Source organism: Mycobacterium sp. (assembly GCF_052145595.1).
In the GTDB taxonomy this organism is placed as follows: Bacteria; Actinomycetota; Actinomycetes; order Mycobacteriales; family Mycobacteriaceae; genus Mycobacterium.
On the sequence record NZ_JBKQOI010000091.1, the window covers coordinates 1 to 23091 of the forward strand.

General features: G+C 66.3%; 19 protein-coding genes and 1 pseudogene. 8 read left to right on the plus strand and 12 right to left on the minus strand.

Annotated features, from left to right (window positions below; genetic code table 11):
• The coding region (locus tag ACLP4W_RS07590; protein WP_442385528.1) for an MFS transporter at positions 1-1222 on the minus strand (1222 nt) is incomplete at its 3' end.
• Positions 1223-1298: 76 nt separating this feature from the next.
• Between ACLP4W_RS07590 and ACLP4W_RS07595 the strand changes: the two genes are divergently transcribed.
• The 3 genes from ACLP4W_RS07595 (at position 1299) to ACLP4W_RS07605 (ending at position 4383) form a co-directional block, all read left to right on the plus strand.
• The gene (locus ACLP4W_RS07595; RefSeq protein ID WP_442385529.1) at positions 1299-2123 is read left to right on the plus strand and encodes a uracil-DNA glycosylase; all 825 of its coding nucleotides are present in this window, start codon (positions 1299-1301) and stop codon (positions 2121-2123) included.
• Between the two features lie 6 nt (positions 2124-2129).
• On the plus strand, positions 2130-3248 hold the full coding sequence (locus ACLP4W_RS07600) for an FAD-binding protein (protein ID WP_442385530.1): 1119 nt from the start codon (positions 2130-2132) through the stop codon (positions 3246-3248).
• Positions 3249-3351: 103 nt separating this feature from the next.
• Positions 3352-4383: an LLM class flavin-dependent oxidoreductase gene (locus ACLP4W_RS07605; protein WP_442385531.1), complete on the plus strand. Its 1032-nt coding sequence runs from the start codon at positions 3352-3354 to the stop codon at positions 4381-4383.
• A 4-nt stretch (positions 4384-4387) separates the two neighbouring features.
• Here ACLP4W_RS07605 and ACLP4W_RS07610 read toward each other — a convergent pair whose 3' ends face one another.
• The 3 genes from ACLP4W_RS07610 to ACLP4W_RS07620 all read right to left on the minus strand — a co-directional run bounded on the left by ACLP4W_RS07610 (position 4388) and on the right by ACLP4W_RS07620 (position 9387).
• Entirely contained in the window at positions 4388-8389 is a 4002-nt protein-coding gene (locus ACLP4W_RS07610) for a diguanylate cyclase domain-containing protein (protein ID WP_442385532.1), read from the minus strand.
• A gap of 109 nt (positions 8390-8498) precedes the next feature.
• Positions 8499-8948, minus strand: coding sequence for a nitroreductase family deazaflavin-dependent oxidoreductase (locus ACLP4W_RS07615; protein ID WP_442385533.1), 450 nt, complete (start codon positions 8946-8948; stop codon positions 8499-8501).
• Positions 8949-8952: 4 nt separating this feature from the next.
• The gene (locus ACLP4W_RS07620) at positions 8953-9387 is read right to left on the minus strand and encodes an HIT family protein (protein ID WP_442385545.1); all 435 of its coding nucleotides are present in this window, start codon (positions 9385-9387) and stop codon (positions 8953-8955) included.
• 47 nt (positions 9388-9434) lie between these two features.
• On the opposite strand from ACLP4W_RS07620, the gene ACLP4W_RS07625 reads away from it, so the two are divergent.
• The gene (locus ACLP4W_RS07625; RefSeq protein WP_442385534.1) at positions 9435-10823 is read left to right on the plus strand and encodes an amidase; all 1389 of its coding nucleotides are present in this window, start codon (positions 9435-9437) and stop codon (positions 10821-10823) included.
• 109 nt (positions 10824-10932) lie between these two features.
• Here the strand turns inward: ACLP4W_RS07625 and ACLP4W_RS07630 are convergent.
• A pseudogene (locus tag ACLP4W_RS07630) lies at positions 10933-11424 on the minus strand (DNA-deoxyinosine glycosylase); the annotation flags it as partial.
• A 40-nt stretch (positions 11425-11464) separates the two neighbouring features.
• On the opposite strand from ACLP4W_RS07630, the gene ACLP4W_RS07635 reads away from it, so the two are divergent.
• Positions 11465-12601 carry an adenylate/guanylate cyclase domain-containing protein gene (locus ACLP4W_RS07635; RefSeq protein WP_442385535.1) on the plus strand — a complete coding sequence of 379 codons (1137 nt, stop codon included), beginning with the start codon at positions 11465-11467 and terminating at the stop codon, positions 12599-12601.
• A gap of 247 nt (positions 12602-12848) precedes the next feature.
• Positions 12849-13433, plus strand: coding sequence for a hypothetical protein (locus ACLP4W_RS07640; protein WP_442385536.1), 585 nt, complete (start codon positions 12849-12851; stop codon positions 13431-13433).
• A gap of 44 nt (positions 13434-13477) precedes the next feature.
• Here the strand turns inward: ACLP4W_RS07640 and ACLP4W_RS07645 are convergent, their stop codons facing one another.
• The 5 genes from ACLP4W_RS07645 to ACLP4W_RS07665 all read right to left on the minus strand — a co-directional run bounded on the left by ACLP4W_RS07645 (position 13478) and on the right by ACLP4W_RS07665 (position 20819).
• Complete coding sequence (locus ACLP4W_RS07645; RefSeq protein ID WP_442385537.1) at positions 13478-15241, minus strand: sensor domain-containing protein; 1764 nt, start codon at positions 15239-15241, stop codon at positions 13478-13480.
• A gap of 63 nt (positions 15242-15304) precedes the next feature.
• On the minus strand, positions 15305-16453 hold the full coding sequence (locus tag ACLP4W_RS07650) for a BTAD domain-containing putative transcriptional regulator (protein ID WP_442385538.1): 1149 nt from the start codon (positions 16451-16453) through the stop codon (positions 15305-15307).
• Between the two features lie 254 nt (positions 16454-16707).
• The gene (locus tag ACLP4W_RS07655) at positions 16708-17043 is read right to left on the minus strand and encodes a DUF732 domain-containing protein (protein ID WP_442385539.1); all 336 of its coding nucleotides are present in this window, start codon (positions 17041-17043) and stop codon (positions 16708-16710) included.
• A gap of 117 nt (positions 17044-17160) precedes the next feature.
• Positions 17161-19077 carry an ABC transporter ATP-binding protein gene (locus ACLP4W_RS07660; RefSeq protein ID WP_442385540.1) on the minus strand — a complete coding sequence of 639 codons (1917 nt, stop codon included), beginning with the start codon at positions 19075-19077 and terminating at the stop codon, positions 17161-17163.
• Positions 19074-20819, minus strand: a complete 1746-nt coding sequence (locus tag ACLP4W_RS07665) for an ABC transporter ATP-binding protein (RefSeq protein WP_442385541.1) — start codon at positions 20817-20819, stop codon at positions 19074-19076. Before ACLP4W_RS07665 ends, ACLP4W_RS07660 begins: the two co-directional genes overlap by 4 nt.
• A gap of 184 nt (positions 20820-21003) precedes the next feature.
• On the opposite strand from ACLP4W_RS07665, the gene ACLP4W_RS07670 reads away from it, so the two are divergent.
• Entirely contained in the window at positions 21004-21555 is a 552-nt protein-coding gene (locus tag ACLP4W_RS07670; RefSeq protein WP_442385546.1) for a DUF3558 domain-containing protein, read from the plus strand.
• Positions 21552-22133 (plus strand): DUF3558 domain-containing protein, encoded by a 582-nt coding sequence (locus ACLP4W_RS07675; RefSeq protein WP_442385542.1) that lies wholly within the window; start codon positions 21552-21554, stop codon positions 22131-22133. The genes ACLP4W_RS07670 and ACLP4W_RS07675 overlap by 4 nt, the downstream gene beginning before the upstream one ends.
• Before the next feature lie 29 nt (positions 22134-22162).
• Here the strand turns inward: ACLP4W_RS07675 and ACLP4W_RS07680 are convergent, their stop codons facing one another.
• Complete coding sequence (locus ACLP4W_RS07680) at positions 22163-22666, minus strand: SixA phosphatase family protein (RefSeq protein WP_442385543.1); 504 nt, start codon at positions 22664-22666, stop codon at positions 22163-22165.
• A 35-nt stretch (positions 22667-22701) separates the two neighbouring features.
• Positions 22702-23091: DUF222 domain-containing protein (locus tag ACLP4W_RS07685; RefSeq protein WP_442385544.1), on the minus strand; the 390-nt coding region annotated here is incomplete at its 5' end.

Genomic DNA, 23091 nt, shown 5'->3' on the forward strand with positions numbered 1-23091 from the left:
CGCGGTCGAGTTCGCGCAGCGACGGCAGCCTCGCAGCGATCAGGCCGATCAACAGGATCGGCAGCGCCAACGCCAGGAACGTGACCTTCAGCCCGGCGGCGTCGGTCAGCGGACCGGCCACCAGCAACCCCAACGGGCCCGCGGCGTAGGTCAGTCCGGTCATCACCCCAACCACTCGACCGCGCAGGTGATGCGGAGCCCGGGTCTGCATCACGTAGTTGTAAATCGGCTGGATCGGCCCGTAGACCAGGCCGGTCACCCCGCACAGCACCAGGATCACCGGCAACGGCGGCAAAAACGCGATGCCGGCCGTCGCCGCGCCGAAGGTCAGGGTCGCCGTCAGCACGGCCGTACGCCGCCGCGTGTATTTCGACAGCACCGCATAGCCGAGCGCGCCGACCACGCCGCCGACCGCGAGCGCCATCAGCGCCCAACCCAACTGCGCGGGTTGGTGTCGGTCGGTGAAGTATTTGGGGAACAGCACGCTTTCCATCGGCAGGTACAGCGCGGTGACGGCCAGGTCGATCAACCCGAGTGTGCGTAACACCCGCAGGTTCCAGACGAATCGCAGTCCTTCGGCGATGCCGGACATCAACCCGTCCGGTCGGGCCGCGTGGTGTGGCTTGCCGGCGCCCTCGAGCCGCAGCGCCCCGATCGCGGACAGGGACAATCCGAAGCAACCCGCCGTGATCCACATCGTGTTGATGCCGCCGACCGTGGCGATCATCAGACCGCCGATGCCCGGGCCCACCATAAAGCCCAGGTTCAGAACCGCCTCGTAGCCGCTGTTGATGCGGTCCAGCGACCAGCCCGCGCGGGCGGCGGACTCGGGCAGCATCGACTGGCGCGCCGTTGTCCCGGCCGGGTCGAAAGCGGCGGCGCAGAAGGCCAGCACGGCCAACTCGGCGACGTTGATCGCGTCCGCACCGAAGAACCAGGCGGTCAGCGGGACGGCGGCCACCGCCGTGCAGGACAGCGAATCGGAGACCAGCGACACCCGGCGACGGCCGAAAAAGTCGACCGCGGTTCCGGCGACCAGCGTGGAGAGCACCAGTGGCAGCGTCATGGCGGCGGCCACGATAGACGCGTCCCGCGCCCTGTCGTCGTGCTGCAACGCCAGCCACGGAAAAGCGACTATCGAGATGCCGGTACCGGATGTCGCCATCAGCGTGGCGAACAGGATCAGAAAAGCCGGGCCGCGGGCCGTATGTCTCGTGGACATCGCGGGGAGAATCTAACCCCAAACCGACAGCCCGAGCCACTGAATATGGGGGCATTTCATGGTCACCACCGGCTGAATGCAGGATGTTCATGTGCTCGTCCATCCGAATACCGGCCAGTCGTTCAATTCTCCGGTTGGTCCCGGTACCGGATGGCCGGGCGATCCGGCCACCCCGCTGACACCGGTGGCAGCCGATCCCGCAAAGGTCGCCGCGCTGGCGGCCCAGGCCGGGTCGATACCCGAACTCGACGCGCTGGTCAGCGTCTGCCGGGCCTGCCCGCGGCTGGTCAGCTGGCGCGAGGACGTGGCGAAAGTCAAACGCCGGGCGTTCGCCGACCAGCCGTATTGGGGGCGGCCGGTGCCGGGCTGGGGATCGGAGCGGCCCCGGCTGCTGATCGTCGGGTTGGCGCCCGCCGCGCATGGTGCCAACCGGACAGGGCGGATGTTCACCGGTGACCGCTCTGGCGACCAGCTGTACGCGGCGCTGTACCGGGCCGGCCTGGTGAATTCACCGACCAGCGTGGACGCCGCGGACGGATTGCGCGCCAACCAGATTCGGATCGTAGCGCCGGTGCGCTGCGCGCCCCCGGCCAACGCCCCGACCACGGCCGAGCGCGACACCTGCTGGCCCTGGCTGGACGCCGAATGGCGGCTGGTGTCCGATCACGTCCGCGCTATCGTCGCCCTGGGCGGGTTCGCCTGGCAGATCGCGCTGCGACTGCCGGGCGCGTCCGGGGTGCGCAAGCCGCGGTTCGGCCACGGCGCCGTCGCGGAGCTGGGATCGGTGCGATTGCTCGGCTGCTACCACCCGAGCCAGCAAAATATGTTCACCGGTAGGTTGACTCCCGTAATGCTCGACGACATCTTCACCAACGCGAGGAAGCTGGCAGGGATCAAGTGACTTTTCATGTCTAGGGTTCTGGTTTCCGGCGCCAGCGTGGCCGGCACCACGGTGGCGTATTGGCTTGAACGGCATGGTTATTCGGTCACTGTTGTGGAGCACTATCCGGGACTGCGGCCGGGCGGTCAGGCGGTCGACGTGCGGGGTCCCGCGCTGACGGTTCTCGAACGCATGATGCTGCGGGCCGCCGCCGATCATAAGCGGACGCGAATCCGGGGTGCGTCGGTCGTCGACCGCGACGGCAACGAGCTGTCCCGGGACACCGAATCGACGCCCACCGGCGGTCGCCACCACAGACCCGACATCGAGCTGCTGCGCGACGACCTCGTCGAATTGCTTCACGAGGCAACTCAACTGAAGGTCGAATACCTCTTCGACGACAGCATCGTCGCGCTGCAGGACGACAGCAGCGAGGTCGGCGTGACATTCGAGCGCGCCGGCGCGCGCAGCTTCGACCTGGTGATCGGCGCCGACGGATTGCACTCCAACGTGCGCCGGCTGGTCTTCGGCCCGGAGGCGCAATTCATCGAGAGGCTTGGCACCTTTGCGGCGATTTTCACCGTGCCCAACTTCCTGGAGCTGGACTACTGGCAGACCTGGCACTACGGGGACGAGACCATGGTCGGCGTTTACAGCGCGCGCAACAACACCGAGGCCCGGGCCATGGTGGGCTTCATGGAAGCCGACCTGCGGATCGACAACAGCGACACCGAGGCCCAGTTCGCCGAGCTGGAACGCCGGATGGCCGACGACGGCTGGGTGCGCCCCCAGCTAATGCAATACATGCGCACGGCACCGGACTTCTACTTCGACGAGATGTCGCAAATCAAGATGGATCGCTGGTCAAAGGGCCGGGTGGCGCTGGTCGGCGACGCCGGGTACTGCTGCTCGCCGTTGTCGGGGCAGGGGACCAGCGTCGCGCTGCTGGGTGCCTACGTCCTGGCCGGCGAACTCGCAGCGGCCGGTAATGACTACGAACTCGGCTTCGCCAATTACCGCAAAGAGTTCCATGACTACGTCAAGCGCAACCAATGGCTGGTCATCGACAACATCCCGGGCGGTGCGCCGATACCCCAGGAGGTGTTCGACCGCATCGTGGAATCAATCACCCCCAAGGACTACTGACATCTGCTGACGTCTCCTGATCGAGCGCCGAGCGTGACGCTGCGGTCACGTTCGTCGCCGAGCGAGCGGGAACGTTCGCGCGGCACCAGGCGTTGACGCCATCGTGCGTCTTTCCGTCCTTGATCTCGTCCCGGTGCGCACGGACCAGACGACCGGGGATGCGCTGGCGGCCACCGTGCAGCTGGCGCAGACCGCGGACCGGCTGGGTTTCACTCGCTACTGGGTCGCCGAACACCACAACATGCCGTCCGTGGGCGCCACCAGCCCGCCGGTCCTGATCGCCTATTTGGCCGCGCAGACCTCGCAGCTGCGACTGGGGTCGGGCGGTGTGATGCTGCCCAACCACGCGCCGCTGGCGGTGGCCGAGCAGTTCGCACTGCTGGAAGCGGCCGCCCCGGGCCGGATCGACCTTGGCATCGGCCGCGCGCCCGGCTCCGACCCGGTGACGTCGTACGCCCTGCGCGGAACCCGTGACGAGCGCGACATCGAGAACTTCCCGGAATACCTCGACGACGTGGCGGCGCTGATGAGCGCGCGCGGCGTGCGGGTGCCGCTGCGCTCCGGGGACTACATCCTCAAGGCCACCCCGGCCGCTGCGGGCGAACCGCGGCTGTGGCTGCTGGGTTCGTCGATGTACTCGGCGCATTTGGCTGCGGTCAAAGGGCTGCCGTACGTCTTCGCCCATCACTTTTCCGGCAAGGGAACCGAAGAAGCGCTCGAACTCTACCGCTCGCGATTCAAGCCCGGCGCACTGGCCGCCGAGCCGGTCACGTTTTTGACGGTGAACGCCGCGGTGGCGGAAACACGCGAGGAGGCGACCGCATTGATGTTGCCGAACCTGCAGATGATGGCGCGGCTACGGACCGGGCAGTCGCTCGGGCCGGTGCCGCTGGTTGAGGAAGCCGAAGACGCCGAGCTGACCGAAGAGCAGCGAAGCATCGTGGAGAGCGGGCTGCGCCGCGCGGTCCTCGGCACGCCCGCGGAGGCCGCCGGGCAGCTGCGGGCACTCGCCGCGCGGTTCGACGTCGACGAGGTGATGGTGAACCCGGTCGCGTCGGCCCACCGCGGCACCGACCCCGCCACCGCACCGGCGCGGGTGGCGACGTGCGAGCTGCTGGCCAAGGAGTTGTTCTAGCCGATCAGTCGGCCACGCCCGCCTGCTCCGACCGACTCGAGCTGGGAGTGGGCGCATGGCCGGCGATCCAGCGCATCAGCTCATCCGGTGGCAACGGCGGACTGTGCACGAAGCCCTGGGTGATGGTGCAGCCGTAGCGCCGCAGCGCGTTCAAGGTGATCTCGTCTTCGACTCCCTCGGCGACGAGGTCGGCGCCGAGGCTCTGCGCCAGCGCCACCGTGGACCGCACGATGGCAACCGATCGCGGGTCTTGTGCCAGTCGTGTCACGAATACCCTGTCGAGCTTCAACTCGTCGACCGAGACATCCTGCAGGCGTGCCAGCGACGACCATCCGGTGCCGTAGTCGTCGAGCGAGATGCGAACGCCCAGACGTTGCAGCGCGGCGACGGTATTACGCGACCGCGCCGAGTCGACGAGGGCGCTTTCGGTGATCTCGATGATGAGAGCGTCGGGGGGCAAGCCATTCGTTCGAAGCAGCTGCTCGATGGTGCCGATCAGGTCGAGGTCAAGCAGATTTGCCGTCGAGAGGTTCACCGCGACGGTCAGCGGGATGCCCTGGTCGCGCCACGACCGGATCTGCTTGAGGGCGAGGCTGACCGTAAGGTTCGCCACCTTGCGCATCAGCCCGGCGCGTTCGGCGGCGGGCAGGAATTCCTCCGGTAGCAGCAACCCGCGGGTGGGATGCTGCCAGCGCAACAGCGCCTCGACGCTGTGGACGCTGCCGTCGCGTGCGTTGATCTTGGGCTGGTAATAGACCGTCAGCTCGTCGCCGTCGAGCAACGCGGCGCGCAGTTCCTCGATCAGGTTGGGGTCGTTGCCGCGATACATCTCAAACGCCGGATCGTAGATCGCGACCTTGCTGTTGGCCGATTTGGCGTACGGGAGCGCCGTTTCGGCGCGATTCAGCAGCTCCTGCGGATGATCACAGTGGTCGGGACATATCGCGATGGCGATGCGGGCATCGACTTGCAGGGTGATCGGATCCAGCGCGAACGGCTCGCTCAAGGTTTCGAGCAAGCGATCGGCCTTGGCGCGTGCGGCGATGAGGTCGGATCCTTCGGCCAGCAGGATCGCGAATTCGTCATCGCTCACGCGCGCGAGCAGGTCGTCACGACGAACGCTTTTCGCGAGCCGATCGGCGATGTGGCACAACAGCTCATCGCCGAAGCGGCGACCGATCGAGTCGTTGATCTCTTGAAAATCACAGAGATTCAGCAGCAGAAAGGCTCGACGTGATGGCGTTCCGGTCGCCGACGAGGGATCGCCCGGCGCGGACCCGGACAACACGGTCAGCGACGTCGCCAGTGAACGCCGGTTAGGCAGCCCGGTCAACTCGTCCGTCATGGCGTGCTTATGCCGTTCGGCCAGCATGCTGACGTCCCGGAAGGCCACCGAAAACCGCGCGGCGACCGCGATCAGGCTCAACGCGGCCAAGGTCACCGCCAGGCGCGAGTGATGGCTCAGGACGGCGACTCCGAGCGCCACGACGGTGCACGCCACCGGCACGGTGTAGTTGCCGAGGCCGCGCCTTGGCAAGGGTGTCAACAACGACCAGCGCGCCCAGCTGGCCATCGCCACCAGTAGCGACGAAGCGGGCCAGAGGGCATCGAGCGTGGTGCCAACCCGGTATGAGCGTTCGGCGGTCTGGAAGAGGTACGCCGTGTCTGCGACCGCAAAACCGATAAACCCTGCAACGAGGAGAACCCAACGGAATTCGTTGCGCCATCCAAGGATTGGCAGCATGCCGGCGGCCAGAGCCAACAGGACCAGATCGCCCCACGGATAGATCAGGCCCACCAGCACGGTTGCCGGCGCGCGGATCGCGGCCCAGTGCATGGGCCCCGCCCTCAGCGCCGCGCCCACCGCGGCGAAGGCCAAGCCGCACACCAGGGAATCGAGCCGGATCGGAATCGGCACCTGCTTCAGACGTGTCCGCATGAGCAGCAGGATCCCGGCGTAGACAAACGGATAAAACGCCAGGTACTCGGGATCCGCCACCGACGGGGACTGACCGTCGGGCACCCAGAGGGCGTAGGCGACGTCACCCATCGCCGAGCACGCCATGCCGGCCGCGATCAGGGTCCAGGCCAAACGATCGGCCGTGACCCGGCATGCGCGAACGGCAATCAGCGCCGCCGCCACCAGGTTCAACGCCGTGTACAAGATTTTGGCGAAGAGTACGCTGTGACTGGCATTCGGGCTCAGCACGCTCGTCACGGTGAATGTGGTCACGCCAATCGCCAACGCCGCCATGGCAATCCGGATCGCCGTCGGTGGCCACCGAATGCCATTGGGTGCATCGCGTGCTTGGTCTCGTGTTGACATCGCGACGTCGGCGATCGGCTCGAGCGCCCGTGGCGGCGTCGTCTCACTACCAAAGGCGCTCGCCCGGCGGCGCCTATCCGGGGCGGCCTGGTCGCGAGAGGCGGGCGCCCGGTCCACCCCTTCCGGTAAACCCGATACCGCCGAATCGGCGGACTGCGGGAATGTATAGGGAAAGGGCAGATCGGGTACGAAGCTGCGGATGCATTGGCCGCCTTCGCGTTTGGCGGCATACATGGCCAAGTCGGCTTGCCGGAGGAGCTGGTCGACGGTGCAGTGCGACGCCGGGGTGGCCACCGTCAAGCCGATGCTCGGCCGAGCCTCGATGGGAACGCCGTCGATCACGATCGCGGCGCTGAATGCCTCGAGAATTCGATCCGCCACCGCTTGCGATTCTGCTACGGGAGCCTGCATGAGCACGGCGAATTCGTCACCACCAAGGCGTGCGACACTGCCCCTTTCACCCACGGAAGCGGTGAGCCGTTCGGCGACCCGGACAAGCAGCTCGTCTCCGGCCGGATGACCCAATGCGTCGTTGACCGATTTGAAGTTGTCGAGGTCGAGGCACAACACCGCTATCGGTGCTTTGTCGTGATGTCGACGGGCGACGGCTTGTTCCGATCGATGGAGGAAGTGGGCCCGATTGGGCAGACGGGTCAGGCTGTCACGAAACGCTTCCCGCGTGACGTCGGACAGCAAGTCCTGGTTTTCGACCAGCACGATGAACTGTCGGGCCAGTACCGCGGCGACGAGGATTCCCAGCGCGGCGAGCATCGGTCCGTGCCCCATCAGGCCTACCGCGTAGCGCAACCCGACCGCGGCGACCAGCAGCAGCGGCAGGTAGGGCAACCACAGCAGGGCCCGGGACAAGATCTCATTGCGCGGCGTCGTCGTGGGGGTCTCGTCGACGCTGGCCAGGCCGGCCAGCGCCAGCATTCCCAACCCGGCCACCCGGCCCAGGTCGGCCAGATCGCTGGCGTGATAACTGCCCACCCCGGTCTGGAACACCATCGCAATGTCGGCAACGCCGATTGTCGTGATTCCACCGGCGAGCAGGCTGCGGCTGGGCAGATCGCCGGGTCGGAGCCGCGTCAACATGATCATCGCCGTCGTCACCAGGACGATATCGGCGAAAAGCTCCGTGAGTGTCACCAGCCGCGAGCCACTGTCCTCTCGTAGCTGTTTGTCCAGGACGAACACCCACGAGATGACGAACAACGAAGTCGCCACGATGAGACCGTCCAGTACCAGTCGCCGTGGACTGCGGCGGGATAGATGGGACAACAGCGTCAGAGCCACCATGACGCCGATTGGATATAAGAGGAACACGGCCTCGGCCGCGGCCGGGTGAGTGGCGTGTTCGGATTCCGGGCGCACGTCATAGACCGCCCAGATGACCTCGCCCGCCGCCCAGCCCAACAGGGCCGTCATCAGCGCCAACCACCCGATTCTGCGGCGGCCGACCGCGAACCGAGCCGCATGGCCGGCGCATGCTGCCGCGAACACCAGACACAGTACCAACACGACCTCGTCGACCGGCCGAGTTTCGTAGACGCCCCGCCACTGGAAAACCGACGAGGCTGCGACCAGCACCGCCGCGACGCCATACCCCCCGACGACGAGCCAACCTAAGCGCGCGGGCAGCCCGAACCGCCGCCACGGATTTCCCGTCCAGCGCGTCATAGCCGCTCCACCCGATCCCGCGATTTGCGGTGAATATTTGAGAACTTCACCCCGTGCTACAGGAGAATAATGCGTTGCGCGGCTGTCAGGGTCTACTACCTGGCGCTATTCAACGCGGCGTCAATACGAAAATGGGGATGGGCCGTGCGGTCCGGCTCTGGTAGCTGGTGTAGCGGTTGCCGTTGTTCTTGTTGACGAGTTCCCACTGCCTCGCGTAGTCGGAGTCATCGGGCCCAACCTTGCGCGCGGTCACCGGGAAGCGGCGGGAGCCGACGTTGATTTCGCAGTCGGGCTGCTTGCGCAGGTTGTGGTACCAGCCGGGATGGTGCTCGTCGCCGCCTTTGGAGGCGACGATCAGGTACGAGTCGCCGTCCTTCGCGTAGGTCAGCGTCGTGGTGCGCTGCCGACCGGTTTTCGCGCCGGTCGTGTGCAAGAGCAGACTGGGTGGCATTCCCGGTATCTGGTGACCGATCCTGCCGTCGGTCTTGCGGTAGATCGTGTCGTGGACCCTCAGGAACGGCACGAGCACGAATTGTTCTAGCGGAGTCAGATTGCTCATGGGTTCAGTCTGGCTGATTCGCGTCCATCCGGGCCACGGCCTCCCGCAGGATCCGCCCGGTGGTTTCCCGGTCCGGGTCGCGGCGCAGCAGCATCCCCCTGGCGACCGAGAGCTTGTCGCCGTTACGCCGCGGCAGCACGTGCAGGTGGATGTGGAACACCGTCTGGAAAGCGGCGCGGCCGTCGTTGATCGCAATGTTGGTCGCGTCGGCCAATTCCGTCGCACGAGCGGCCCGGGCGATGCGTTGGCCGATGGTGACCATGTCGGCCAGCGTCTCCGCCGGGGTATCGGTGAGGTCGACGGTGTGGCGTTTGGGCAGCACCAGCGTGTGGCCGCGGGTGAACGGCCGGATGTCGAGGATCGCCAGGTAGTCGTCCTCTTCGCAGATCCGGATGGCCGGGGCTGCCCCGGCGACGATCGCACAGAACACGCAGGACATGTCGCCCACGGTACTGGCCTGCCCGGCCACCGGGATACGCTGCCGCAGTGGATGCTCGCGACGTGGCCTTCGCCGGCGCGGCCGAACAGGCACGGATGCTGGCCGACGGTGAACTGACCGCACCGGAGCTGCTCGAGGTCTACCTGGAACGGATTGCGCGCCTGGACAACCAGCTGCGCTGCTATCGCGTGGTGCTGTCCGACGGCGCGCGTTACGAGGCCGCCGCGGCACAGGACCGCCTTGATGCCGGCGAGCGGCTGCCGCTGCTCGGTGTGCCGGTCGCGATCAAAGACGATGTGGACGTCGCCGGCGAGGTGACGACCTACGGCAGCGGGGGACACCCCCCGGCCGCGACCTCCGACGCGGAGGTGGTCCGCCGGCTGCGCGCCGCCGGCGCGGTCATCATCGGCAAAACCAACGTGCCCGAGCTGATGATGATGCCCTACACCGAGTCGTTGACGTTCGGAGCCACCCGCAACCCGTGGAACCCCAGACGGACACCGGGCGGCAGCAGCGGCGGTAGCGCCGCCGCGGTGGCCGCCGGGCTGGCGCCGCTGGCACTGGGATCCGACGGCGGCGGGTCGATTCGCATCCCGTCGAGCTGGTGTGGCGTGTTCGGCCTGAAACCGCAACGTGATCGAGTCGCGTTGGAGCCGCACGACAACGCGTGGTACGGACTGAGCGTCAATGGTCCGATAGCCCGGTCGGTGCTGGACGCCGCGCTGTTCCTGGACGCGACGTCGGCGGTGCCGGGGCCCGAGGGCGAGTTCGTCGCCGCGGCGGCGCGCCATCCCGGCAAGCTGCGAATTGCCTTGAGCACCAAGGTCCCAATCCCGCTGCCGGTGAGGGTTGGTAAGCAACAGCTGGCGGCGGTCGACCAGGCCGGTGCGTTGCTTCGCGATTTGGGCCACGAGGTCGTCACGCGTGACCCGGAGTATCCCGCCTCGGTCTACGCGAACTACCTGCCCCGCTACTTGCGCGGGATCAGCGATGACGCGGACGCGCAGGCCCACCCGGAACGCCTCGAAACGCGCACCCGCAACCTGGCGCGCCTTGGATCGTTCTTCTCGGACCGGAGGATGGAAGCCGTGGGTGCGGCCGAGGCGCGGGTGAGCTCCCGGATTCAGTCGATCTTCGACGACGTCGACGTCGTCGTGACGCCGGGCAACGCCGCCGGGCCGTCCCGCATCGGCGCCTACCAGCACCGGGGCGCGGTGTCGACGCTGCTGCTGGTGGGGCAGCGGGTCCCGTATTTCCCGGTCTGGAATCTGACCGGACAGCCCGCCGCGGCCGTGCCGTGGGACTTCGACGGTGACGGCCTCCCGATCGCGGTGCAGCTCGTCGGCCGGCCGTACGACGAAGCGACGCTGCTGTCACTGTCCGCGCAGATCGAAGCCGCAAGACCGTGGGCCCACCGGCGACCGCCGGTTTCATGAACGGGATCTACTCCTCGAAACTTGCACCAGGGTCAGGGTCGGCGGCGTGTCGTGTGCGTGGTGTCAGTGTCGCGGGCCCACCGGCGACCGCCGGTTTCATGCTCGCGATCGACGCCGCGATCACCCGCCAGGCCGCGAGCTTTTCGCCCGGCCGCATGACGTGAGCCGGGCTGGTCGACGGCAGCCGCCGGTAGACCACCCGCTCGGCCGTATCGGCCAGCCTGCGGTACAGCTCGGCCGCCTTGGCGCCGTTGAAGTACACCCGCGAGATGGTGGGGTAGTTGGCGAACAGCTCGGCAAAGTCGTTGACCACCAAGCCTTTCGGGTCGATTGCCGAGTCCGCGCTGCCCGCGCGGCGGCACTCGCGCAGCACATCCCAGAGGGCGACACCGTGGGATTGCAGCGCGGTCAGCCGCTTCGCATATGACGCGGATCCGTCGAACCCCAACAGCTCACCGGTGATTGGCCAGAACGCATTTCGTGGATTGGCGTAGTACTGGCCGGCCGCCAGCGACTGCGCACTGGGAAACGAGCCCAGGATCAGCACCCTGGTGCGATCGTCGACGACCGGTGGGAATCCCCGCAGAAACGGCGCGCTCATCGCTTCACATCATCGCGCGCCGGCGTTGTACGTTGGCGTCGTGGAGGACCACGGTCACGACGGGGTCGGTCGCGACATCGACGATCTGCTGGACGGACTCGACGGCGCCGCCCGCGCCGAGCGGGCCGAACTCGTGAAGTGGCTGCTCGAGCAGGGCATCACCGCCGACGAGATCCGGACGACCAACCCGCCACTGCTGCTGGCCACCCGCCGCCTCATCGGTGACGACGGCACCTACGTGTCCGCCCGAGGGATCAGCGAGACCCACGGCGTCGACCTGATCATGCTGCAACGAGTGCAGCGAGCCCTCGGTCTGGCTCGCGTGGACGACCCAGATGCCGTCGTCCACATGCGCGCCGACGGCGAAGCCGCCGCCTACGCGCAGCGGTTCGTCGAACTGGGCATGGACCCCGATCAAGTGGTGCTCGTGGTCCGGGTGCTCGCCGAAGGTCTGTCACGCGCGGCCGAAGTCATGCGTTACACGGCGCTTTCGACGATCATGCGCCCGGGAGCCACCGAGCTGGAAATCGCGAAGGCGTCAAAGGCGTTGGTGAGCCAGATCGCGCCGATACTCGGCCCGATGATCGAGGACATGCTGTTCATGCAGCTGCGCCACATGATGGAGACCGAAGCGGTCAATGCCGCGGAGCGGGCCGCGGGCAAGCCGCTTCCGGGCGCGCGCCAGGTCACGGTTGCCTTCGCCGACCTCGTCGGCTTCACCCGGATCGGCGAGGTGGTGTCGGCCGAAGAGCTGGGGCACCTGGCCGGCCGGCTGGGTCACCTCGCCCGCGACGTGGCCGTCCCGCCGGTGCGGTTCATCAAGACGATCGGCGACGCGGTGATGTTCGTCTGTCCCGATTCGGTGCCGCTGCTGGACGTGGTCCTCAAGCTTGTCGACGCCGTCGACGGCGATAACGACTTTCCGCGGGTGCGCGCGGGAGTGGCCTCCGGCATGGCGGTGAGCCGGGCCGGCGACTGGTTCGGCAGTCCGGTCAACGTGGCAAGCCGGGTCACGGGAGTGGCCCGCCCGGGCACCGTGCTGGTCGCGGATTCGGTCTGGGAGGCCGTCGGTGTTACCGGCGAATTCGATGCTTCCTTCGCCGGTTCACGCCGGCTCAAGGGCATCAAAAACGAGGTCAAGCTTTTCCGGATCCACCGCGGCGGGGAACAGACATAGGCAGGCCCGGGCGACTCGGGGGGGGCGTCTGACCTTATGTCTTACGCGGCCGGCTCTTACCCCGTCTTCCGGCGCTTTGAATGGTCGCTTCCGGGCCTGCTTCGCTACCAAAAATACAACGCCGAACAGCTCATATCAACGGGTTTTCCCCGTCAAGCGATCTTCGCCCGGGCTGTCGGCCCCGCCTGACGTTCGCTGCCGGTGAACGCGGGTTCCATTACAGCTGTAATGGTGTAATTATGTAATCATGAAATCACACCACACACACGGGCGGCGGTACGGGCGACCCGGGGGCTGGCAGCAAGCCGAGCAGCCCGACGCAAGCGGCGCCGCGGAATGGTTCGCCGGACGCCTCCCCGAAGACTGGTTCGACGGCGATCCCACGGTCATCGTCGACCGCGAGGAGATCACGGTCATCGGGAAACTGGCCGAACCGGAGAGCTCCGGAGAAGAAGAGAGCCGGGCCCGCGCGGAGGGCCGAGTCTCGCGATTCCGCGAAGAAACCCGCTCGGAGCGAATGCGCATCGCCGATGAAGCGCAGGATCGCTACGGCCGCAAGGTTTCCTGGGGCGTGGAAGTCGGCTCCGGTGCCGGCGCGGAGCGAATCCTGTTCACTCACATCGCGGTACCCGTGATGACGCGCTTGAAGCAACCCGAACGCCAGGTGCTCGATACGTTGGTCGACGCCGGTGTCGCCCGGTCCCGGGCCGACGCGCTCGCGTGGTCGGTGAAGCTGGTCGGTGAGCACAGCGAGGAATGGCTGGCCAAGCTGCGCAGCGCCATGTCGGCGGTCGACGATCTGCGCGCACAGGGCCCCGACCTTCAGTCGTAAGCCGCAGTGCCGCTTAGGCATTGGTTGTTCGTGGCGGCGCGCGACTACTCGTCGTTGATTTTGCCGACGATCCTGTCGATGATCTCGTCACCTTGATTGCTGATGTGGTATCCGCAGGCGTTGACGTCGACGATCACATTGTTGGCCAAACCCATCGCGCGCTCGCACTCCCAGCCGTCGCCGCCCTCCTGGGTTTCCAGCACCCCAATCTTCGGCGGACCGCCGTTGAGTTGCGCCAGCGTCCACCTATGTGTCCTGCTCTTGTTCGTAATGGTCACCGTCTTGCCGGCGCAGGTTTTCCACTTGTCGGCCGACCTCTGCATGAACGCCTTGGCTTTGTCGGCGGACGGGAATGCCACCACGGCTTGGTTGACCCAATGGTCGTAATTGTCCCCCGGCTCGGAGGACACCAGCCCGCTCACTCCCGTGTAGCCGGTGCCCGCGTACACCGGATCTTGGCTGGTATAGAGGGCTCCCTGGCAGTCCGGCAATGACAGCGTCACCGAGGAGTCGTCCATCGACGTAATGGGCTTGCCGGGCTCCATGGTCGAGGAGCCCATGATCGAGTTGATATCCGACGAGCCCAGCAGGAGTCCGCTGAGACGATCGGTCGCTATCGGATCGGGAGGCGGCGGCGCCGGTTTGGGTCGCACGACAAACCAGATGCCCACGGCGCCAACGACGACGACCACCAGTGCGGCGATTCCGGCGATGAGGGGCCAGGGGTTGCGGGTGGGTTTGGGTGGGGGTTGGTGCCAGGGGGTGGGGGCGGCGAAGTGTTGGGGTGGAGTGGGTGGTGGCGGGCTGGCCCAGTTGGGGTTGGCGGGTGGGTAGTGGGGCGGGGCTTGTCCGGCGTAGGCCGGAGGGGGTGTTGCCAGGGCGGTGTCGGTCTGGGTGGGGGGGCTGGGTTCGGTGCTGGGCAGGGTGGCTTCTTGGCTGCGGCGCACGATGTTGGCGGCGTGGTCTTGGTCGGGGTCGGACAGGGCTTCGTGGGCGGCCAGGGCCAGATCACCGGCGCTGGCGTAGCGGTCTTGGGGTTTTTTGGCCATGCCGCGCGCGATGACGGCGTCGAAGGCTTTGGGGATGCCCGGGCGTGCGGTGCTGGGTTGGGGGATGGGGTCCATCAAGTGCGCGCTGACCAGGGTGGCGGCGCTGTCGGCGCGGTAGGGCGGCGACCCGGTCAAGGCCTCGTGCAGCACGCAGGCCAGGGCGTAGATGTCGGCGCGGTAGGTGACCTCGTCGTTGGAAAACCGTTCCGGCGCCATGTATTTCCAGGTGCCCACCGCGGTGCCCAGTTGGGTCAGTTTCTCGTCGGTGGTCGCACTGGCGATGCCGAAGTCCACCAGATAGGCGAAGTCGTCGCGGGTGACCAAGATGTTGGGGGGTTTGACGTCGCGGTGCATCACCCCGGCGGCGTGGGCGGCATCTAGGGCCGAGGCGATCTGGGTGATGATGGCCACCGCACGCGGTGGGGTCAGCGGCCCGAACCGTTTGAGCAAGGTGTCCAGGTCGGTGCCCTCGATCAGGCGCATCTCCATGAACATCTGCCCATCGATTTCGCCGTAGTCGTGGATGGGCACCACATGGGGTTCCTGCAAACGCCCGGCGATGCGGGCTTCGCGTTTCATCCGCTCGCGAAACAACGGGTCCTTGCTGAAGGTGTCCGACATCAACTTGACCGCCACCGTCCACTCTTTGACGGTGTGCTCGGCCTCATAGACCTCGCCCATCCCACCGCGGCCCAACAACCGTTTCAGGTGATAGGGCCCAAACATCGAGCCCACCCGCGAGGCCTGCGCGTCACTCATCCCTGACCCTCCAAACCAACCCCCTCACTCAGCAACCATGACAATAAGCCCCATCCGGCACACCTAGCCCTCGTTCCTATCGCCCGCGGCGATCTGGAACGTAAATTCGTGGTCGCAGATGCGGATTTGGTCGCCATCGTGCAGTGTCGCGGTCGCGCGGATCCGCTGGTGTTGCACGTGCACGCCGTTCGACGACCGCAGGTCGTTGATGATGTAGCTGGTGCCCGTGTCGACGATGACGGCGTGGTGGCGGCTCACGTTGGCGCCGTCGAGGACGATGTCGTTATCGCTAAGTCGCCCAATCCTGGTCGCCGACGCTTCCAGCGGATAGTTGCGCCCCGAGGCTTCGCGCAGATACGCGACCGCCTTCCGGCCAGAGACCATGGTGTGTTGATCCAGCGCCGTGACCGTGCCTGCGGCGGTGGTTTGCGCCGATTGTTTGACGTCCAGCGGTTCCTGGCGCAGGATTCGCTCATTGAGCGCACGCAGGGTCTGGCCGGGGTCGACCCCAAGGTCTTCGGCGAGCGTTGTTTTCACGCGACGGTAGGCCGCCAACGCGTCGGATTGGCGGTCGGTGAGGTAGTAGGCCGTGATCAACTGAGCCCACAGCTGCTCGCGGTAGGGGTGCTCAGAGGTCAGAGCCTCGAGTTCGGTGATCACGAAGAAGGTACGTCCACAAGCGATTTCAATCTCAGCCCTTGCGGTGTGGACGAGAATTTTCTCCTCGGCAAGGGAAGTGGCAAAGGCGTCGACGAACTGAAAGACACGCAGGTCTTCGAGCACCTCTCCGCGCCATTGCGCCAATGCGGCCGACAAGTGCCGGCTGGCCTCTTCGAACCGGCGGGAAGCGGCCGCGTGCACGCCCGCGGTCTTCTCGGCTATGAACCGCCCAAGGTCACAACTGTTTTCAGCGATACTGAGCCGGTAACCCGGCGGCGCCGCCGCCAAGACCGCTCGTGGGTCGACCCCGACGCCGCTGAGCAGCTTACGCAAGTTGGACACGTAGGAGTGAATGCTGGCCCTTGCTCCCGACGGGGGTGAGTCCTCCCACACGGCCGTGATAAGCCGATCGACGCCAACCGGGCTGTTGCGGTTCATCAGCAGCTTGGCCAGCACCGCCCGCTGCTTGGGGGTGCCCGATGGCACCAGTGCGCCGTCAACGCTCATCTCCAATGGTCCGAGCAGACCGAATTCGAGACGTTTGTCCACCATCGGGCTACCGAGGCGTCACGTGCCAATGAAGCGTCATAGCTTGTCATTGTGATACGAATTCGGCCGATTCGGTACGAATTCATGGAGTGATCTCGCGCCTGTCGGGCACAGGCGTTGCAACGCCTTGGCGGGGGATGCTCCGCTGCCCGGAGCCGAATCACACTACTTGGCAAGCCTTCTCAGAATCGCTGCGCTTCAGCGACGGATGGGGGGATCCCGATTAACGGGGATCCCCCCATCGGGCGGCGGGTTGATTAGGTGAGCTGGCCGGAGAGTTGTGGGCAGTAGACCGTGGTCGCATCGACGACGAAGTAGGCCGCCTGCTTGGTGGTCAGGTCCGTCTGGCCCAGCACCTCGTTGGCGACGTCGGTCCCGGTCTTGCCGCCGGCCAGTTCCGAGCACACCTGGTGGCCTTCCTTGACGGCCTCTTGAGGCGAGGTGAAGTTGATGCCCAGGCTCGTCATCTGCGCGATGAAGGTCTCGTCGGTGGTGCCGGCCCCTGCAGTGCCGGCGGCAGCGACCGCGGCAAGCCCGACGGCGGCGGCGCCGATCGCGGTGGCGGCGATTGTGGTGATGCGGGGTGAGAACATTGTTGTGATCCTTTGCTTGTGGGTTTGGCCCTGGATGTGCTCAGCTTCGGGCCGGCCCTTGAGGGATCCTCAACAACTTCTTGATAACTTCTTGGTGCCTTTTGAGTAACGCCCCGGCTACGCCTGAGTCATCGCGTAGTAGGCGCCCCGCCGGGCCAGCAGTTCGGCGTGATTCCCTTGTTCGACGATCCGGCCGGCCTCCACCACCAGAATGCGGTCGGCGTCGCGGATCGTCGAAAGACGGTGCGCGATAATGAAACTCGTTCGATCGCGTCGAAGCTCGGATGTCGCGCGCGCGATGAGGGCCTCGGTGCGGGTGTCGACCGAGCTGGTCGCTTCGTCCAGGATCAACAGCTGCGGGCGGGCGAGGAATGCGCGCGCGATGGTGATGAGCTGCTTCTCACCGGCGCTGATGTTGGCGCCGTCCCCGCTGACCCGCGTCTGGTAGCCGGCTGGCAGCGTGTGCACGAAACGGTCGACGTACGCTGCCTTGGCGGCTTCTACCACCTCGTCTTCACCGGCCTCCGGCCGCCCGTAGGCGATGTTCTCGGCGATCGTCCCGTCGAAGAGCCAGGTGTCTTGCAGCACCATGCCGATACGTGATCGCAGCGACCGCCGGCTCACCGTGCTGATGTCGACCCCGTCGATCAGTATCCGGCCGGAGTCGACGTCGTAGAACCGCATGAGCAGGTTCACCATCGTGGTCTTGCCCGCTCCGGTCGGCCCGACGATCGCGACGGTGCTGCCCGGTTCGGCCACCAGCGACAGGTCTTGGATTACCGGAATCCCCGGCCGGTAAGCGAAGTTGACGTGTTGGAACTCGACACGTCCGCCGGTGCGTGGGCCCTGGCCGTTGGGCCGCGGTAGTGCACTTTCGGGGTCCGGTGACTCCTCGGGCTCGTCGAGCAGGTTGAACACCCGCTCGGCGCTGGCCACCCCGGATTGCAGGGTGTTGTACATCCCGGCCACCTGGCTCAGGGGCGCGTTGAACTGCCGGACATATTGGATGAACGCCTGGATGCTGCCGAGGGTGATCTGCCCGGTGGCCACCTGTAGGCCCCCCACCACGGCGACCGCAACGTAGCCGAGGTTGCCGATGAACGTCGTCGCCGGTGCCACCAGGCCGGAGAGGAACTGGGCTCCGAAACTGGCGTGGTAGACGTCGTCGTTGAAGTTGCGGAACTGCTCGCGCGCCGCGGCCTGGTGGCCGAACGTCTTGACCACCGTGAACCCGCTGTAGGTCTCCTCGATATGGGCGTTGAGCCGTCCGATGCTGGTCCACTGGGCCACGAACAGACGCTGCGACCGTCGCGCGATCGCTCGCGTCGCCAGCAGCGACAGAGGCACCGTCAGCAAAGTGATCAGGGCCAACAGCGGCGAGATGGACACCATCATCGCCAGCACCGCCACCACCGTCAGGATCGACGTCAGCAACTGGCTGATCGTCAACGACACCGACGATTGGACGTTGTCGATATCGTTGGTGACCCGGCTCAGCAGCTCACCGCGTTGACGCCCATCGAAGTAAGACAACGGCAGCCGGTGAATCTTGTTCTCGACGTCGGAACGCAGCGCGACCATGGTGCGCTGCACGGTGACGTTGAGCAGCCGGGCCTGCACCCAAATCAACAGCGAGGCAACAATATACAGAGTCAACGCCAGCACCAGCGTCCTTACCACCGCACCGAAGTCCACTCCTCGGCCCGGCACCACGTTCATCCCCGACAGCAAGTCGGCGAACGCGTTGTCACCGCGGGCCCGGGCCGCGGCGACGGCCTGCGCCTTGGTGATTCCGGCGGGGAGCCCTCGCCCGATGACACCGTTGAACAGCAGATCGGTGGCATGGCCAAGGATCCGCGGAACGATCACGCCTATCGCCGTGCCGATTACGCCCAGCGTGATGACGGCGATGCTCAGCTCTCGTTGCGGCGCAAGCCGTTTGACCAGGCGTACCGCCGAACCCCAGAAGTCGCGGGACCGCGCGGAAGGCGCTGGAGCCAAGCCGCGGGTCGGCCCGCTGACCGCGGTGGTCATGGCGTGCCGCCGACTCCGGCGCCCACCGACTGCGAGTCGGCGAACTCCGCATAGGTCGTGCAGTCGGCCAGCAGGGATTCATGCGTGCCCGAACCAACCAGCTTCCCGTCGTCGACGACGATAATTCGGTCGGCCTGGGATGCGGTCGAAATTCGTTGCGTGACAATGATAATTGTGGCGCCGCCGGATCGCTGCTTCAGCGACGCGCGCACCCGTGCCTCGGTGTGCACGTCGAGCGCGGCGAACGCGTCGTCGAACAAATAGATCGCCGGGCGGTGGATGACCGCCCGGGCGATCGCCAGCCGTTGCCGTTGCCCACCCGAGAAGTTGATTCCGCCCTGGGCGACGCGCATCTGCAGCCCGTCATCGTGCGCCCGCACAAATCCGTCGGCGTCGGCCACCCGCAATGCTTCCCACATCTCCTCGTCGGAGGCGTCCGCCTTGCCGTAGCGCAGATTGTCCGCGACGGTGCCCGAGAAGAGGTAGCCGCGCTGGGGGACCAGCCCGATCGCCGCCCAGAGCCGTTCGGTGTGGTAATCGCGGACGTCGACATCGTCGACCAGAACGGCGCCGCCGGTCACGTCGTAGAGCCGACAGATCAGCGACACCAGCGTCGACTTGCCCGAACCGGTGCTGCCGACGATCGCAGTGGTGGTACCGGGCAGCGCGGTGAACGAGATGTCTTGCAGCACTGGGCGGTCGGCGCCCGGATAGGTGAATGTCGCGCCGTCCAGACGCACCACGCCGGTGATCCCATCCCGCGGGAACTTGGGGTTCTGCGGGTTCTCGACCGCGGCACCGGTGGAGAGCACCTCGGTGATCCGTTCGGCGCACACCGACGCTCGCGGCAGCACCACCAGTGTCATGGTCGCCATCAACACCGCCATCAGGATCTGGGTGAAGTACGCCAGGAAGGCGGTCAGCGAGCCGACCTGCATTTGGCCCCGATCGATGCGCAACCCACCGAACCAGATCAGCGCGACGCTGGACACGTTGATGGTCAGCGTGGTCGCCGGCAGCAGCAGCGCTTGCCAATTGCCCGCGTTCAGAGAGGTATTCGACAGCGCGAGGTTCGCGCGAGCGAACCGGTCGCGCTCGAAGCGTTCGCGCGCAAACGCCCGGACCACCCGCACACCGGACAGCTGGTCGCGCATCACCCGATTGATGCCGTCGATCAGGCTCTGCATTCCGCGGAAGAGCGGCAGCATGTGGGACATGACCCAGTAATTGGTCACTCCCATGATCGGAACGCTCACCAGCAGCAGCCAGGTCAACGCGGCCTGCTGGTGGATCGCCATCACGATTCCGCCTGCGCACATGATCGGCGCGGTAACCAGCACGGTGCCGGACATCTGAACCAGGTACTGAATCTGCCGGACGTCGTTGGTGCTGCGGGTGAGCAGCGTCGGCGCCCCGAACCGGGCGGTCTCGCGCTCGGAGAAGGTGGTGACGTGTTCGAACATTGCCCAACGCAGGTCGCGGCCGAAGCCCATCCCGGTCCGCGAGCCGAAGTAGATCGCCCCGACCGAGCACAACACCTGCAGTCCGGTGACCGAAAGCATCACCATGCCGAGCCGCACGATGGTGGCGGTGTCGCCCTTGGCGACGCCGTTGTCGATGATCGCGGCGTTAACCGTCGGCAGGTACAGCGACGCCAGGGTGCTGATCAGCTGGAGCGCCATCAGCACCGCAACCAGCCGGCGGTACGGCTGGATGTACTCGCGCAGCAGTGCTAGGAGCATTTGGTAACTGTCGCATACGGCGGACGCCTCGGCCGCCATCACCGCCGCGCGGCTTCGTGCCTTTGCCGCATCCCCCAACGGAACCGAAATGCCTGCTCAGGTGGCGCGTCGGTGGTTGGCCCCTGGGCTGCCGCTACAGTGCATCGTGTGGACCAGCAGCAGGCTTGGCGAAGGCAGGGTACCGGTGCGGCGTAACTTGACAGCGCTGGCTCTTGTGGCGTCGGCATTGACGGTCCTGACGGTTGCGGGGTGCTCCAATTCCGGCGACAACAAACCGGGAGCGACGGCATCGTCGACGCCGGGGAGTGGGGAAGGCCACCACGGGCCGATGTTTCCGCAATGCGGTGGCGTAAGCGACCAGGCGGTGTCGGACCTGACCAAGGTGACGGGGCTGGTCAACACCGCCCGGAACTCCGTGGGCTGCCAGTGGCTGGCCGGCGGCGGGATCCTCGGCCCGCATTTCTCCTTTTCCTGGTACCGCGGCAGCCCGATCGGACGTGAGCGCAAGACCGAGGAGCTGTCGCGCGCCAGCGTCGATGACATCAACATCGATGGTCACGGCGGTTTCATCGCGGTCGGTAACGAGCCCAACCTGGGCGACTCACTGTGTGAGGTAGGCATCCAGTTTCAAGACGACTTCATCGAATGGTCGATCAGCTTCAGCCAAAAGCCGTTCCCGCCGCCCTGCGACATAGCCAAGGAACTGGCCCGTCAGTCGATTGCGAACTCGAAATGATCGCCTCGATGCGTCCCGGTTCACGGGGCAGAAGAACCGTCGTTACCGGTTTGGTGGCCGGCGTAACCGTGGTGATCGCCGCGCTGTTGGTGCTGACCGGTTGTTCGAAGTCGGTCGGGGGCACCGCCATCAAGGCGGGCGGCCCTTCGCGCAACAACAATTCCGAGCAGCAGTACCCGAACCTGCTCAAGGAATGTGAGGTGCTGACCAGCGACATCCTGGCGAAGACCGTGGGCGCCGATCCGCTTGATATTCAAAGCACGTTCGTCGGCGCGATCTGCCGCTGGCAGGCGGCCAACCCGGCCGGCCTGATCGACATCACCCGCTTCTGGTTCGAGCAGGGCAGCCTGGCCAACGAGCGCAAGGTCGCCGACTTCCTGAAGTACAAGGTCGAGAGCCGTTCGATCGCGGGGATCGATTCGATCGTGATGCACCCGGACGACGCGAACGGCGCCTGCGGAGTGGCCAGCGACGCGGGCGGAGTGGTCGGCTGGTGGGTCAACCCTCAGGCGCCCGGCATCGATGCCTGTGGGCAGGCCATAAAGCTGATGGAGCTGACGCTGGCCACCAACTCGTAGCGGCGTGAGGAGAAGCCGTGCAATCGGGACTAGCGCGGAACGTGGAAGTCGATCAGCGCGGCTCGGCCGTCTTCCAGGCCTTCCCAGCCGCAGGGGAAGGCTAGTACCGCGATCCCCGACGTCGGGAACTTGGCCGAAATGCGTTCCACTGCAGCGACGTCGGTGCCGTCGGCGCCCGCCAGGCCGAGCGCCGCGGCCGATATTGTCGGCTCGTGCCCGACGAGGAGCAGGGTGGCGACGGTGTCGGCCGTATCGTTTATTTCGTCGATCATCGTTTCCGGGGTGGCGCCGTACAGCCGCTCGCTGTACCGCACCGGGGCATCGATACCGGTATTCGCCAAGGTCTGCCTGGCACGCGTCGCGGTGGAGCACAAAACGCCGTCGATGGCGGGCACGTTGCCACGAAGCCAGTCGCCGGCCAGCCCGGCTTCCCTGATGCCGCGGGGCGCCAGCGGCCGGTCATGGTCGGCGACCCCGGGCGGGTAGTCCGATTTCGCGTGCCGCATCAGCAGCAAGGTGCGCTGATCGTTCATCGGACTCACGTTAATTCATCACGGAAGCAGGAGCGCTACGCCGCGTCGTCACCGTCACCCTCTTCGTGTAGGAGCTTCTCGGGGTGATGGAACGTATTGATTCTCGGTTGCCCGCGCTCCAGGTGCGGCGGCGGAATCCATTCGGTGTCGCCGTTCGCGTTTTTGCGGGTGGCCCAGCCCCCGGGTTTGACGATGCGGTGTTGGGCGCCGCAGCCGAAGGTCAGTTCGTTGACGTCGGAGCTGCGGCATATGGCGTAGTCGGTGACGTGATGAACCTCGCAGTAATAGCCGGGCACGGTGCATCCCGGGGCCGAACAGCCACGATCCTTGGCGTACAACACAATTCGCTGAGCGGGCGAGGCGAGTCGCTTGGTGTGATACAGCGCCAGGGCCTTGCCTTTGTCGAAGATGGCCAGGTATTGGCG

Excerpts from the sequence above, each read along its gene's own strand:
- ACLP4W_RS07640 (WP_442385536.1), top strand. The coding sequence starts at position 12,849 with ATGAAATCACACCACACACACGGGCGGCGGTACGGGCGACCCGGGGGC.
- ACLP4W_RS07680 (WP_442385543.1), bottom strand. The coding sequence starts at position 22,666 with ATGAACGATCAGCGCACCTTGCTGCTGATGCGGCACGCGAAATCGGAC.
- ACLP4W_RS07620 (WP_442385545.1), bottom strand. The coding sequence starts at position 9,387 with ATGTCCTGCGTGTTCTGTGCGATCGTCGCCGGGGCAGCCCCGGCCATC.
- ACLP4W_RS07660 (WP_442385540.1), bottom strand. The coding sequence starts at position 19,077 with ATGACCACCGCGGTCAGCGGGCCGACCCGCGGCTTGGCTCCAGCGCCT.
- ACLP4W_RS07655 (WP_442385539.1), bottom strand. The coding sequence starts at position 17,043 with ATGTTCTCACCCCGCATCACCACAATCGCCGCCACCGCGATCGGCGCC.
- ACLP4W_RS07595 (WP_442385529.1), top strand. The coding sequence starts at position 1,299 with ATGCAGGATGTTCATGTGCTCGTCCATCCGAATACCGGCCAGTCGTTC.
- ACLP4W_RS07615 (WP_442385533.1), bottom strand. The coding sequence starts at position 8,948 with ATGAGCAATCTGACTCCGCTAGAACAATTCGTGCTCGTGCCGTTCCTG.
- ACLP4W_RS07650 (WP_442385538.1), bottom strand. The coding sequence starts at position 16,453 with ATGGTGGACAAACGTCTCGAATTCGGTCTGCTCGGACCATTGGAGATG.
- ACLP4W_RS07675 (WP_442385542.1), top strand. The coding sequence starts at position 21,552 with ATGATCGCCTCGATGCGTCCCGGTTCACGGGGCAGAAGAACCGTCGTT.
- ACLP4W_RS07610 (WP_442385532.1), bottom strand. The coding sequence starts at position 8,389 with ATGACGCGCTGGACGGGAAATCCGTGGCGGCGGTTCGGGCTGCCCGCG.
- ACLP4W_RS07600 (WP_442385530.1), top strand. The coding sequence starts at position 2,130 with ATGTCTAGGGTTCTGGTTTCCGGCGCCAGCGTGGCCGGCACCACGGTG.
- ACLP4W_RS07665 (WP_442385541.1), bottom strand. The coding sequence starts at position 20,819 with ATGCTCCTAGCACTGCTGCGCGAGTACATCCAGCCGTACCGCCGGCTG.
- ACLP4W_RS07645 (WP_442385537.1), bottom strand. The coding sequence starts at position 15,241 with ATGAGTGACGCGCAGGCCTCGCGGGTGGGCTCGATGTTTGGGCCCTAT.